This is a genomic window from Roseobacter sp. FCG-D35, from assembly GCF_033436665.1.
Classification (GTDB): Bacteria; Pseudomonadota; Alphaproteobacteria; order Rhodobacterales; family Rhodobacteraceae; genus JAWQFO01.
The window spans coordinates 144,057-156,039 of record NZ_JAWQFO010000005.1 but is presented as its reverse complement, the minus strand read 5'-3'; the positions used below and the strand labels follow the sequence as shown (position 1 = coordinate 156,039).

13 protein-coding genes are annotated in these 11,983 nt (G+C 66.9%); 5 read left to right on the top strand and 8 right to left on the bottom strand.

Annotated features, from left to right (window positions below):
• Nucleotides 1-56 precede the first annotated feature (56 nt).
• Nucleotides 57-1,073 (top strand): tryptophan--tRNA ligase, encoded by a 1,017-nt coding sequence (gene trpS, locus R5H30_RS13470; RefSeq protein WP_318328947.1) that lies wholly within the window; start codon nt 57-59, stop codon nt 1,071-1,073.
• 6 nt (nt 1,074-1,079) lie between these two features.
• Here the strand turns inward: trpS and R5H30_RS13465 are convergent, their stop codons facing one another.
• Nucleotides 1,080-1,736, bottom strand: a complete 657-nt coding sequence (locus tag R5H30_RS13465; protein ID WP_318328946.1) for a hypothetical protein — start codon at nt 1,734-1,736, stop codon at nt 1,080-1,082.
• Between the two features lie 239 nt (nt 1,737-1,975).
• On the opposite strand from R5H30_RS13465, the gene R5H30_RS13460 reads away from it, so the two are divergent.
• The 3 genes from R5H30_RS13460 to R5H30_RS13450 are packed head-to-tail and all read left to right on the top strand — an operon-like array spanning nt 1,976 to nt 4,451.
• The gene (locus tag R5H30_RS13460) at nt 1,976-3,082 is read left to right on the top strand and encodes a histone deacetylase-like amidohydrolase (protein ID WP_318328945.1); all 1,107 of its coding nucleotides are present in this window, start codon (nt 1,976-1,978) and stop codon (nt 3,080-3,082) included.
• 53 nt (nt 3,083-3,135) lie between these two features.
• On the top strand, nt 3,136-3,729 hold the full coding sequence (locus R5H30_RS13455) for a nitroreductase family protein (protein WP_412105140.1): 594 nt from the start codon (nt 3,136-3,138) through the stop codon (nt 3,727-3,729).
• Nucleotides 3,726-4,451, top strand: a complete 726-nt coding sequence (locus R5H30_RS13450; RefSeq protein ID WP_318328943.1) for an EI24 domain-containing protein — start codon at nt 3,726-3,728, stop codon at nt 4,449-4,451. Before R5H30_RS13455 ends, R5H30_RS13450 begins: the two co-directional genes overlap by 4 nt.
• On the opposite strand, the gene R5H30_RS13445 is transcribed toward R5H30_RS13450, so the two are convergent.
• The gene (locus R5H30_RS13445) at nt 4,381-4,677 is read right to left on the bottom strand and encodes a DUF1467 family protein (RefSeq protein WP_318328942.1); all 297 of its coding nucleotides are present in this window, start codon (nt 4,675-4,677) and stop codon (nt 4,381-4,383) included. The two genes, R5H30_RS13450 and R5H30_RS13445, sit on opposite strands and share 71 nt — an antisense overlap.
• Before the next feature lie 10 nt (nt 4,678-4,687).
• Entirely contained in the window at nt 4,688-5,092 is a 405-nt protein-coding gene (mce, locus tag R5H30_RS13440; RefSeq protein WP_318328941.1) for a methylmalonyl-CoA epimerase, read from the bottom strand.
• Nucleotides 5,093-5,260: 168 nt separating this feature from the next.
• Between mce and R5H30_RS13435 the strand changes: the two genes are divergently transcribed.
• A complete protein-coding gene (locus R5H30_RS13435) occupies nt 5,261-5,983 on the top strand; it encodes a response regulator transcription factor (RefSeq protein ID WP_318328940.1) in 723 nt (240 codons plus the stop codon).
• A 13-nt stretch (nt 5,984-5,996) separates the two neighbouring features.
• Here the strand turns inward: R5H30_RS13435 and R5H30_RS13430 are convergent, their stop codons facing one another.
• The 5 genes from R5H30_RS13430 to R5H30_RS13410 all read right to left on the bottom strand — a co-directional run bounded on the left by R5H30_RS13430 (nt 5,997) and on the right by R5H30_RS13410 (nt 11,979).
• Nucleotides 5,997-6,722 (bottom strand): GNAT family N-acetyltransferase, encoded by a 726-nt coding sequence (locus tag R5H30_RS13430; protein ID WP_318328939.1) that lies wholly within the window; start codon nt 6,720-6,722, stop codon nt 5,997-5,999.
• A 52-nt stretch (nt 6,723-6,774) separates the two neighbouring features.
• Complete coding sequence (locus tag R5H30_RS13425) at nt 6,775-7,956, bottom strand: DUF1501 domain-containing protein (protein ID WP_318328938.1); 1,182 nt, start codon at nt 7,954-7,956, stop codon at nt 6,775-6,777.
• Between the two features lie 11 nt (nt 7,957-7,967).
• Nucleotides 7,968-9,353 (bottom strand): DUF1800 domain-containing protein, encoded by a 1,386-nt coding sequence (locus R5H30_RS13420; RefSeq protein WP_318328936.1) that lies wholly within the window; start codon nt 9,351-9,353, stop codon nt 7,968-7,970.
• A 98-nt stretch (nt 9,354-9,451) separates the two neighbouring features.
• Nucleotides 9,452-11,227, bottom strand: a complete 1,776-nt coding sequence (aspS, locus tag R5H30_RS13415; RefSeq protein ID WP_318328935.1) for an aspartate--tRNA ligase — start codon at nt 11,225-11,227, stop codon at nt 9,452-9,454.
• A gap of 104 nt (nt 11,228-11,331) precedes the next feature.
• Nucleotides 11,332-11,979 carry a DUF1523 family protein gene (locus R5H30_RS13410; protein WP_318328934.1) on the bottom strand — a complete coding sequence of 216 codons (648 nt, stop codon included), beginning with the start codon at nt 11,977-11,979 and terminating at the stop codon, nt 11,332-11,334.
• Between the last annotated feature and the right edge of the window lie 4 nt (nt 11,980-11,983).

Sequence of the window (11,983 nt, the reverse complement as noted above, 5' to 3'; positions counted from 1 at the left end):
ACGCTTGGATACTTCGGGCCGGACCCGCCTTCCAAGCCCCGAGCAGGAGCCAGACCATGACCACCCCCGCCTTCACGCCGCGTGTCTTTTCTGGCATCCAGCCATCCGGCGGGCTGACCTTGGGCAACTATCTCGGCGCGCTTCGGCGTTTCGTGCAGATGCAGGACGAAGACTACCAGACCGTCTATTGCATGGTCGACATGCACGCGATCACGGTCTGGCAGGACCCTGCCGACCTGCGCCGCAACACCCGCGAGCTGGCCGCGGGCTTTCTCGCCTCAGGCATCGACCCCGAGAAGTCGATCCTGATCAACCAGAGCCAGGTCCCGGAACACGCCCAGCTCGCGTGGATCTTCAACTGCGTGGCGCGTATGGGCTGGATGGGCCGGATGACCCAGTGGAAGGACAAGGCCGGCAAGAACGCCGAGGCTGCCTCGCTGGGGCTTTTCGCCTATCCTGCCCTTATGGCCGCCGACATCCTGATTTATCACGCCACGCACGTACCCGTCGGCGAGGACCAGAAACAGCATCTGGAATTGACCCGCGACATCGCGATGAAGTTCAATCATGACTACAAGGTGGACTTCTTTCCCGTGACCGAACCGGTGATCGAGGGTGCGGCGACACGCGTCATGTCGCTGCGCGATGGCTCCAAGAAGATGTCGAAGTCCGACCCCTCCGACGCCAGCCGGATCAACATGACCGACGACGCCGACACGATCGCGAAGAAGATCCGCAAGGCCAAGACGGACCCCGACGCGCTGCCGTCCGAGGCCGCCGGTCTCGACGGGCGGCCCGAGGCGCGAAACCTCGTGAATATCTACGCCGCGCTGAACGACCAGAGCGTCGAAGAGGCGCTGCGCGACGTTGGCGGCCGGCAGTTCGGAGAATTCAAGCCGATGCTTGCGGATCTCGCGGTGGCGAAACTCTCCCCGATCTCGACCGAGATGGCCCGGCTGATGCAGGAGCCGGAGGAGATCGACCGGATCCTCGCCCGCGGCGCCGCGCAGGCGCGCGAGATCACGGTGCCGATCTTGGAGCAAGCCTATGAAATCGTCGGGATGGTGCGCTGAGCCGGATCAGGCAGCGCGGCTTCGCCCCAAACGCTTGGCCGTGTGCGGGCTCGACCCGTTCGGCGGTTTGGACCGCGCGTCGCGGTCGGTCTCGGCATCCGGAACCGGGTCGACCCGCCGTGTGACGGGACGCGAATCTGGCCGGGAAAAGGCCGGACCGTCGGCTTCGTAGGCTTCGCGCCAAACGTGCTGTTGCAGCGTGTCGGCCCGACGAAGGCGGTCCCGCGCCCGGCCCAGCGCGATCTTGCCGCTGATCCAGTAGCCGATCCCGAAATAGAAAAGCCCGTTCGCTCCGGCGAGGAAACACATCACGGTCCATGGACCCGCCGCCGCTTCGGACAGGCCCGCGACGAAAAGGCCCAGTGCCCCGAGCATGGCCGCAATTCCGGTCACATGGATCGACGACCCGCGCGGCAACCCGAAAATCCGCCGTCGGACCCAGAATGGGTTTCGCTCGACATGCGGTGCCTGCAGACCGATGCCTGCAACGGCCCCGGCGATCCCGGACAGCACGATCATTACGCCCGACAGGGCTTCGAACCGAGCCACGGCGATCAGGATGCACGCTACGAGAAGCGCCGCGAAGGCGATCCACCACCGGTCGAAAAGCGCGCCGACATCACGTAACTGGTTGCGCGAACCCATGTCCAATTTCTCGCTCATCATCAGTCGCAACTCTTAACAATCCTGATCTAGCACGGCGCCGGACCACGGCTATCTTTCCCGGTCAATACGGCGAAATTTTGCTCGAATTGGTTGAAAACTGATGAATTCCGCGGCGCAAACGCTGCGGAACGTGCGCGCGAAGAACGTGGACCCATCGCTTGCTTCGGCGCGCGCGTGGACAATCGCGAGCCTCTGCGCCACCGTGCCGGGCAAAGGACGAAACACGGGTACGGACCATGGCAACTGGCTTTTTCAGCGACGAGCGCTGTTTCTGGCACGCGGGCGGCAACTACGCCTTTACCCTGCCCGTCGGTGGCGCGGTGCAGCCTCTCGCGGCCGGCGGGCTGCCGGAAAACCCCGAGACCAAGCGGCGCCTGAAGAACCTGCTCGAAGTGACCGGGCTGATCCGCGACCTCGACCAGCGCTCGGCGGACCCGGCCAGCCGCGCGGCCCTGCTGCGCGTTCATCCCGCAAACTACCTCGACACGTTCAAGGAAATGTCGGATGCCGGCGGCGGCGAACTCGGGCGCCGCACGCCCTTTGCCGCCGGGGGCTACGAGATCGCGGCGCTGTCCGCCGGACTCGCCTGCGCTGCGCTTGCGGCGGTCCTCGACGGCGAACTCGAGAACGCCTACGCCCTGTCGCGCCCGCCCGGGCACCATTGCCTGCCGGACTTCCCGAACGGGTTCTGCCTGCTTAACAACATCGCTATCGCCATCGAGGCGGCCCGCGCACGCGGGCAGGCGAGGCGCGTCGCGGTGATCGACTGGGACGTGCACCACGGCAACGGCACCGAGGCGATCTACTATGACCGCGACGACGTACTCACGATTTCGCTGCACCAGCCGCGCAACTACCCGCTCGACACCGGCGATGCCGAAGACCGCGGCACCGGATCCGGCAGGGGCTTCAACGTCAACGTCCCGCTCCCCGCCGGCAGCGGACATGCCGCCTATCTGGAGGCCTTCGACCGGATCGTGCTTCCGCAGGTGCACGCGTTTCGCCCCGACGTGATCATCGTCGCCTGCGGCTTCGATGCCTCCGCGGTCGATCCGCTGGGTCGCATGCTCGCCACGGCCGACACCTTCCGGCAGATGACCCTGCGCGCGAAAGAGGCGTCGCAGACGCTCTGCGACGGCAGGCTCGTGCTCGTGCACGAGGGCGGCTATTCCGAGGTCTACGTGCCGTTCTGCGGCCATGCCACCATCGAGGCGCTGTCGGGCTCGAAGACCACCGTGGCCGATCCGTTGGGCGAGACGCTGGCCCAGCGCCAGCCGGGACCGCGCTTCGACGCGTTCGTGGCAGCCGAGATCGACGCGCTTGCAGCCCTGCTCGATGCGTGAGGGCGGACGGGCACGGACGATTCGCGCTTGAAAATCCATGCCGCGCGGCTGACATGTCACGCATGACCGACCAGACCCCGACCCCCGCCGCCCTCGATTTCCTTCTGACCCGCCGATCCCGGCCCGCCAAAACGCTGGTGGCGCCGGTGCCGGACGACGCCGAGTTGCGGCGTCTGCTGACCGCCGCGGCGCGCTGCCCGGACCACGGCAAGCTTGAACCCTGGCGCTTTGTGGTCATCCGCAAGGCCGCGATGGGCCGCCTGGCCGACATGGCCGAAGCGCGCGGCAAGGCCCTAGGGTTGGACGCCGAACAGATCGGCAAGGGCCGGAGCCAGTTCGACCAGGGCCATCTCGCCGTCGCGGTGATCGAGGTGCAAAAGCCCTCCGAGAAGGTGCCGGCGCTAGAGCAGACCTATTCGGCCGGTGCGGTCTGCCTGTCGCTGCTGAACGCCGCACTGGCCGCCGGCTGGGGCGCGAACTGGCTGTCGGGCTGGCCGAGCCATGACCGCGAGTGGATGCGCGAGGCGCTGGGGCTCGAAGACCATGAGCGCGTCGCGGGCTTCGTGCATATCGCGACCGCGGGCAGCGTCCCGCCCGACCGGCCGCGCCCGGACATCGCCGCGATCACCACCTGGGTCGAGGCATGATCGCAAAGGCAATCCTCACCGCGCTCGGACAGATTGGCGATCCGCGCTTCCGCCGTGTACTGCTGACCGGCGTCGGCCTGACCCTGCTTCTGCTCATCGCCGCCACGGCAGGGTTCGCATGGCTGTTCGGCTATCTTGTCGGCAACGACGTCTGGCTGCCCTACTTCGGCGAGGTGCAGTGGGTCGACAACGTCGTCAGCTGGGGTTCGGTGCTGCTGATGATGGTGCTGTCGGTCTTTCTGATGGTGCCCGTCGCCTCGGCCATCACCTCGATGTTCCTAGACACGGTCGCTGATGCCGTCGAGGAAAAGCACTATCCCGCGCTGCCGCCGGCAAATGACGTGCCGTTCGGCGACGCGGTGCGCGACACGGTGAACTTTCTCGGTGTTCTGATCGCGGCCAACCTCTTCGCCCTCGTGCTCTATCTGATCTTCGCGCCGTTCGCTCCGCTGATCTTCTGGGGCCTCAACGGTTTCCTTCTGGGACGGGAATATTTCACCCTCGCCGCGATCCGCCGAGTCGGACGCGCGGAGGCCAAGGTTCTGCGGCGTCGCTATCTCGTGACGATCTGGGCGGCGGGTGTGCTGATGGCGATGCCGCTGTCGATCCCGCTCCTGAACCTCGTCGTGCCGATCATCGGGGCCGCGACCTTCACCCACCTGTTCCATCTGCTGACGGAACAGGCGTCATCCGGTCCCACCAGTCGAGATCGCGCACGGTAATCGTGCCCGATAGGATGACGGCCGCGCAGATCGCCCAGATCACTGCCGCGACGCCAGTGGTGATCCAGGCCTTTTTCTTCAGGTTGTGAACTTCCGGCGCCCCGGCATGGGTGCCGGGCACGATCTTTCCGACGTCGCCTTGCGTCTTCACGCGGATCGGCAGAGCGACGAGAAAGGTCATGAACCAGATCACGGCGTAAAGAACGAGGCCCGAGACGATACCCATGGCGCGCGCCTCAGACCTGTTCCAGCTCGACAAGGCAGCCGTTGAAATCCTTCGGATGCAGGAACAGCACCGGCTTGCCATGTGCCCCGATCTTCGGCTCGCCCGAGCCGAGGACCCGCGCCCCGGTCGATTTCAGGTGGTCGCGCGCAGCGATGATGTCCTCGACCTCGTAGCAGACGTGATGGATGCCGCCCGCGGGGTTCTTGGCGAGAAATCCGGCGATCGGGCTGTCCGCGCCGAGCGGGTAGAGCAGCTCGATCTTGGTATTCGGCAGCTCGATGAAGACCACCGTGACGCCGTGATCGGGTTCATCCTGCGGCGCGCCGACATTGGCCCCGAGGGCGGACCGGTATTGCTCGGCCGCTGCCTCGAGATCGGGGACGGCGATGGCGACGTGGTTCAGGCGGCCGATCATGGCGCAACTCCGTGGTTTGATCCTGCCTTGGGTTTATGCGCGCGCTAGGAGCGGTGCAAGCGACGCACCGCCGCAGGCGCCCTGGACCCCTCCGCGCGCCGATTAACGGGCTATTAGCCTTCGCAGGTCCATCCTGCCCGGCAGTTGCGAGTCACCCAGGAGGGGACGATGGACAAGACCGACCCGTTCACGATAGCCACGCTACCCGCGCCCACCGCGAACCGTCCGCTGCTGGGGCTGACCGTCCTCGCGGTCGAAGACAGCCGTTACGCCTGTGAGGCGATCCGGCTGCTGTGCCTGCGCAGCGGGGCGCGCATCCGGCGTGCGGATTGCATCCGGTCGGCCCGGCGGCATCTGCAAGTCTACCGTCCTTCGGTGGTCATCGTCGATCTCGGCCTGCCGGACGGCGATGGCGCAGACCTGATCCGCGAACTCGGCCGATCCGAGCCTCGTGTCGCGGTCATCCTCGGAACCTCCGGCGATCCGGACGCCGAGGCCGTGGCGATGGAGGCCGGCGCGGACGGCTTCCTGCCCAAGCCGATTCAGTCGCTGGTCGCATTCCAGCAGGCGCTGCTGGAAAGGCTGCCGGCCGAGCGTCAGCCCACCGGCCCGCGACCGGTCGACGACGAGATCATCCTGCCCGACCGGATGGCGTTTCACGACGATATGGCGCATGTCGCCGACGTGCTCGAAGATCCTCCCGACGACGGTGCTCTGGACTATGTCGCGCAGTTCCTGAGCGGCCTCGCCCGGTCCGCTCGCGACCCGAGCCTCGAGACCGCTGCGCGCGCGCTCGCGGACAAGCGTGCGAAAGGCGAACGCGGCATCCCGGAACAGGCGGCTCTGGCCGGGCTGATCCAGCAGCGGCTGACCCAGAAAATGGCGATCTGAACCGGGCGCGCGATCAGAGCGTCGGATCGCTCGACACGCGCAGGGGCGCGGTGAGCGTGGCTAGGCTGACGCGCTGACGTCCATCGCCATCGAAGTTCTCCGGCGCCAGCCAGGTCTCGAAAGCCTGTCGGAGAGCCGGCCAGTCCTCGCAGGTGATCGCGAACCAGGCCGTGTCGCGGTTGCGCGCCTTGACGACCATGTGGTTGCGGAACACGCCCTCGTAGCTGAACCCCAGACGCTGCGCGGCCCTGCGCGACGCGGCGTTGAGCGCGTTGCACTTCCATTCATAGCGTCGGTAGCCCGCATCGAAGGCCCAGCGCATCATCAACAGCATCGCCTCGGTGGCCGCCCGGGTGCGCTGCAGCGCCGGGCTCAGGTTGATGTGGCCGACCTCGATCGACCCTGCGGGCGGGTCGATGCGCAGGTAGCTCGCGACGCCTTCCGGCAGGCCGGTCTCGAGGTTCCGGATGCAGTAGAAACGCAAGGCCGGATTGCCCGTGATCTCGCGCACCCAACCGGCATAATCCGCTTCGGTCATGAACGGGCCGTATGGCAGGTAATCCCAGACCCGGTCGTGGCCGTCGAAGGCGCGGAAGAGGTCGGGCGAATGCCGCTTTGCGTCGAGCGGCTCGAGCCGGGCGAACTGTCCTGCAAGGATCACACCTTCCGGCGCGGGCGGCGGTGTCCAGTCGGCAACGGGCGTGCCGAGCGGCGGTGCGGAAGATGCGGGTCGTGTCATGGCGCGAGACTACGGTGCGCAATCCGCCGCGCCAAGAGACCGCGCGCAAGGGTCAGCGCAGCAGGCCGACATTGATGCCCATCTCGACCCCCGGGAACACCGCCCTCTCGAGCGTCGCGCGATCAAGCCCCGTCACCCCGCGCATCACCCAGGCCGCGTGCGCGCGCACGTCCGAGGTCGGCATCAGGTCGCGGCGCTGGTAGAGATCCGCCTCGGCAAGCCCCGGCCATTGGCCGTAGACACGTCCGCCCCGGATCGCGCCGCCCGCCATCACCATCAACCCGCCGGTGCCGTGATCGGTCCCGCCCGATCCGTTTTCGCGCACCGTGCGCCCGAATTCGGTCATGGCGAGAACCGCCGTCTTGCCCCAGACCGGGGGGCCGAGGGTGTCACGCAGGGTCAGCACGGCGTCCGATAGCCGCCCGAGGGCCGCGTTGATCGACCGCTCCTGCTTGTTGTGCGTGTCCCAGCCGTTGAGCGAGAAGGCCGCGACACGGCCATCGCCGCGCAGGCGGTGCCCGACGAACTCGGCGACGCGGCGGTGCGCGCCCTTGGTGCGATCGCCGCCCTTGGGCATTCCGGCGGTCTGCGACAGCGCATCGGCCTGCGCGAGGGCGGCGTGCATCACCGGGTCCGATTCGGTGACGAGGCTCATCAGCCGCATCGCCTGCGGGCTCAGTTGCAGCTCGGACTCGGGTGTCCAGTTCGACACCGGCGCCGCCCCCTTGAGCAGGCGCATGTCATTCTGGCCCACCGCATAGGCGGTCTCCGCCTCGACCCCGGGCACCACCTGCAGCATGCGGTTGAGCCAGCCGTCGCGAACGCCGCCGGCCAACTCGGCGGTGCCCGCCTCGAGAATGTCCTGCCCGTCGAAATGGCTGCGCTTGTCGCGATAGGGCGTCGAGACGGCGTTGACGAAGCTAAGCTCGCCCGCCTGCCAGAGCGGCAGAAGCGGCTCGAGAGCAGGGTGCAGCGCATAGAACCCGTCGAGGTCGGTGGCGCGCGCGCGCGAATCTGCGCCGAGCGTCGGGCGCAGCTTGCGAAACCGCGAATCTCCCTGGGGCTGCAAGACGTCGAGCCCGTCCATCGCACCGCGCAGGATGATGACCACGAGCCGCGCGTCCCACGGCGCGGCGGCGACGCTCACCGGGGTCAGCAGCGGGCTGGCGGCAAGCGAACAGCCGATCAGGCCGGTGCGGGCGATGAAGGCGCGGCGGGACAGGGTGCGGGTCATGGCGGCGCTCCTCAACGACGCTGGAAATGCGGGCAGCACAACACCAGGCCGATCGCCTCGGACTGGCTTTCGGCGGCACTGGCGGCAAAGACGACCTCGGGCGGCGCGTGGCGTCCCAGGGCCTGAACCACGAAGCGGCGCGGGTCGGGCATGACATCCATCAGCTTGCGCGGCACCGCCATCGCCCATTCGACCCGCGCGGCAAGGCCCTGCGGGGTCAGCCATTCGTTATCCTCTTCCGTCCAGCCGTCGGGCTCGATCACGGTTTCCCAGGGCTGGCCCATGCGACCGAGGCTGCGCAGGAACCAGCCGCGCATCTGCGCATCGAGCAGCCCCGAAATCGCCTCGGGCGGCAAGGCAAGCGCCCGCAGCGCCGAGCTGATGAAATCGAGCGGGAACTTCACATTCACGAACGGTTGCGCCCAGGCGGCCGGATGCTCCAGCAGCGCGGCATAGACCGACATGAGATCGCCGTCGGTGTCCCTGAACCGTGCGGCGGCATGATCGACCAGCGCAGGGTCCGGCGCGTCCGAGACGAAATGCACGGCAAGTTGGCGCGCGACATGGACCGCCGTGGCCGGGTGCCTTGCGAGATCCTCGAGCACACGGCGCACGGCTTCGAGATCCTTGACGTCCGGGTAGGTGACGCCCAGCACGGTTTCCTCGCCCGGCTCGACCAGTCGCGGACGGAACCTGAATCCGGACTGCGCGCGGTAGGACAGCCCGGTGAAAAGTTCGGCAAGCTGGCGCACGTCGGCCTGCCCATAGGGACCATCGACGCCAAGCGTATGCAGTTCGAGCACCTCGCGTGCGAGGTTCTCGTTCAGCCCCCGCGCGACCTCGGAGTCGCGGGCGAACCGGCTGTTCGGCCCGACCGAGCGGGTCTGGTCGAGATACTGCAGCATCACCGGGTGGGTCACGGCGGCGATCAGCAGGTCGGCGAAGCGCCCCGTGACGTTCGGCCGGATTGCGTCCTCGACAAAGGTTGCGCTGCCATAGCGCATGCCGCCGATCTTGCCGCGCGCGGTGAAATGGTCGGACCAAAAAAACACCAGCCGTTCACGAAGGCCGCTGTCGGTATGGATGCGCCGCAGCATGGTCTGCCCGAACCAACGCAGCTGGTCACCGCGCATCTGCCCCAGCATCTCGGCACGCTGCGCCTCGAGCCGGCTGCGCTTGCGACCGGGATCGAGCGCCCGGGCCGACTTCTGCAATTCGATGGTGTGCAGCACGCGCTTGCGGAAGGGTTCGAACCCGTCGATGGGATAGCGTTCGGCCATCCGGTCCGGAAGCGACAGACCCGCCAGCATCGCCTCGGGCGATACCGCCGGCGCGAACAGCGGCGACAGGCCAAGGCCGAACCGCATCTCTGCGAATTCGGGATCGTATCGGGCCATGCGTGTCTCCGGCTGAAGCGTCGGTGCAGAGATAGCAAAGGCCGGGGCGCATTGCATCGCCCCGACCCATCAAATTTCGCGGCGCGGCGCGACCCCGCCTATTCGCGCGGCAGCACCCGCAGGCCAAGCTCCATGAGTTGTTCGCTCGTCGGCTCGGAAGGCGCGGCCATCATCAGGTCCTCGGCGCGCTGGTTCATCGGGAAGAGGATGACCTCGCGGATGTTCTGCTCGTCCGCCAGCAGCATGACGATGCGGTCAATGCCCGCGGCGCAGCCGCCGTGCGGGGGCGCGCCGTACTGGAAGGCATTGACCATCCCGCCGAAGCGCTTGCGCACCTCGTCGGCGCCGTAGCCCGCGATCTCGAAGGCCTTGAACATGATCTCGGGCTTGTGGTTTCGGATCGCGCCCGAGACAAGTTCATAACCGTTGCAGGCAAGGTCGTACTGGTAGCCCAGCACCTCGAGCGGGTCACCCTCGAGCGCCTCGAGCCCGCCTTGCGGCATCGAGAACGGGTTGTGCTCGAAGTCGACCTTTCCGGTCTCGGCATCCTTCTCGTAGATCGGGAAATCGACGATCCAGGCGAAGGCAAAGCGATTTTCATCGGTCAGGCCCAGCTCTTCGCCGATCACCGTGCGCGCACGCCCCGCCACGGCCTCGAAGCTCTTGGGCTTGCCGCCGAGGAAGAAGGCGGCGTCGCCGACACCCAGTCCCAGCTGCTGTCGGATCGCCTCGGTGCGTTCGGGGCCGATGTTCTTGGCGAGCGGTCCCGCCGCTTCCATGCCCTCGGCGCCGTCGCGCCAGAAGATGTAGCCCATGCCCGGCAGACCTTCCTTCTGGGCGTAGGCGTTCATCCGGTCGCAGAACTTGCGCGAGCCGCCGCCGGGGGCCGGGATCGCGCGGATCTCGGTGCCGTCCTGTTCCAGCAGCTTGGCGAAAATGGCGAAACCAGAACCCGCGAAATGCTTGCTTACGACCTGCATCTTGATCGGGTTGCGCAGGTCGGGCTTGTCGGTGCCGTACCAGAGCGCCGCGTCGCGGTAGGAGATCTGCGGCCAGACCTTGTCGACGGGCCGATCGCCGCCGAACTCCTCGAAGATGCCCGTCAGAACCGGCTGGATCGCGTCGAACACGTCCTGCTGGGAGACAAAGCTCATCTCCATGTCGAGCTGGTAGAAATCGGTGGGCGAACGGTCGGCGCGCGGATCCTCGTCGCGGAAGCAAGGCGCGATCTGGAAATACTTGTCGAAGCCCGAGACCATCAGCAGCTGCTTGAACTGCTGCGGGGCCTGCGGCAGGGCGTAGAACTTGCCGGGATGCAGGCGCGAGGGCACGAGAAAGTCGCGCGCGCCCTCGGGGCTCGACGCGGTTATGATCGGCGTCTGGAACTCGCGGAACCCGCCGTCCCACATCCGCCGGCGGAGCGACGCGACGACGTCCGAGCGCAGTTTCATGTTGTCCTGCATCTTATCGCGGCGCAGGTCGAGGTAGCGATAACGCAGGCGCGTCTCCTCTGGGTATTCCTGGTCGCCGAAAACCTGCAGCGGCAGTTCCTTCGCGGCACCCAGAACCTCGATGTCGCGCACGAAGACCTCGACCTCGCCGGTCGGGATCTTGGGATTTACCAGCTCCGGGTCCCGCGCCTTCACGGTGCCGTCGATGCGGATGCACCATTCCGCGCGGACCTTCTCGACCTCGGAGAACACCGGGCTATCGGGATCGCAGAGCACCTGCGTCACCCCGTAGTGATCGCGCAGGTCAATGAACAGGATGCCGCCGTGGTCGCGCACCCGATGCACCCATCCCGACAGGCGGACGGTTTCGCCGACATCGGCGGCGGTCAGTTCGGCGCAGGTGTGGCTGCGGTAGGCGTGCATTGGATTGATCCCTCGTGCTGGGCGGAAGTCGCGGCGCAGATACACCGCCCGAGGCACGGGAAGTCAAGGCAAAGCGGGATCGTGACGGCGCGTTTGTCCCGATATCAGCGCGCGCGGCGTTCGTCCCACCAGCGCCGCAGGCGGCCCCGGCGTTCATCCATCCGGTCACCGGCGGCTTCCCAGCTGTCCTGCCAATCCTCCAGCGTCGGGTCGATGCGGTTCTGGCGGAACCGGCGCCAGCGCGCCCAGATCGCCCAGACGATCGCGAAGAAGACCGTCAGAACCAGGATGTTGACCCAGGGAATGCCCTTCGACGCATCGGGTCCATCGACGGGACGGATCGAGACCGCGTTCGGGAAGATCGAAAAGAACTCGTTGCGCCAGCCGTAGTGTTTGAGCGCCACGTAGCGCGGGTTGGCCGAGGTCGAGCGCACGTCGGCCGCCTCGGCCTGCAGGTTCGAAGTGTCGAACTTGAAGTAGGGCGGCCAGCCCCAGCCGGTGTCTTCGTTGCGGTAGACCATCACGTCGCCACCGGCCAGCCGTGTCTGGATGAAGAACACATCGCGGCTGGTGGCGCCCGACGCCGATCCGACATCACCGCTTCCCCAGAACAGCGAGTTCTCGCCGAAATCGATGCGCCTTTCGTAGGTATCGGTGACGCGGACGATATCGACGTGCGGCAGGGTGTAATGGAAGAAGGCGCCGATCAGCGCCCAGAACATCAAGATGAGTGTCCATTTCACGTAAACCATGTCG

Bases quoted from the DNA above. Each gene is read 5' to 3' on its own strand.
- R5H30_RS13420 (WP_318328936.1), bottom strand. From the start codon at position 9,353: ATGGCCCGATACGATCCCGAATTCGCAGAGATGCGGTTCGGCCTTGGC.
- R5H30_RS13450 (WP_318328943.1), top strand. From the start codon at position 3,726: ATGATCGCAAAGGCAATCCTCACCGCGCTCGGACAGATTGGCGATCCG.
- R5H30_RS13425 (WP_318328938.1), bottom strand. From the start codon at position 7,956: ATGACCCGCACCCTGTCCCGCCGCGCCTTCATCGCCCGCACCGGCCTG.
- R5H30_RS13430 (WP_318328939.1), bottom strand. From the start codon at position 6,722: ATGACACGACCCGCATCTTCCGCACCGCCGCTCGGCACGCCCGTTGCC.
- R5H30_RS13465 (WP_318328946.1), bottom strand. From the start codon at position 1,736: ATGAGCGAGAAATTGGACATGGGTTCGCGCAACCAGTTACGTGATGTC.
- R5H30_RS13455 (WP_412105140.1), top strand. From the start codon at position 3,136: ATGTCACGCATGACCGACCAGACCCCGACCCCCGCCGCCCTCGATTTC.
- R5H30_RS13435 (WP_318328940.1), top strand. From the start codon at position 5,261: ATGGACAAGACCGACCCGTTCACGATAGCCACGCTACCCGCGCCCACC.
- R5H30_RS13410 (WP_318328934.1), bottom strand. From the start codon at position 11,979: ATGGTTTACGTGAAATGGACACTCATCTTGATGTTCTGGGCGCTGATC.
- aspS (WP_318328935.1), bottom strand. From the start codon at position 11,227: ATGCACGCCTACCGCAGCCACACCTGCGCCGAACTGACCGCCGCCGAT.
- R5H30_RS13445 (WP_318328942.1), bottom strand. From the start codon at position 4,677: ATGGGTATCGTCTCGGGCCTCGTTCTTTACGCCGTGATCTGGTTCATG.
- R5H30_RS13460 (WP_318328945.1), top strand. From the start codon at position 1,976: ATGGCAACTGGCTTTTTCAGCGACGAGCGCTGTTTCTGGCACGCGGGC.
- mce (WP_318328941.1), bottom strand. From the start codon at position 5,092: ATGATCGGCCGCCTGAACCACGTCGCCATCGCCGTCCCCGATCTCGAG.
- trpS (WP_318328947.1), top strand. From the start codon at position 57: ATGACCACCCCCGCCTTCACGCCGCGTGTCTTTTCTGGCATCCAGCCA.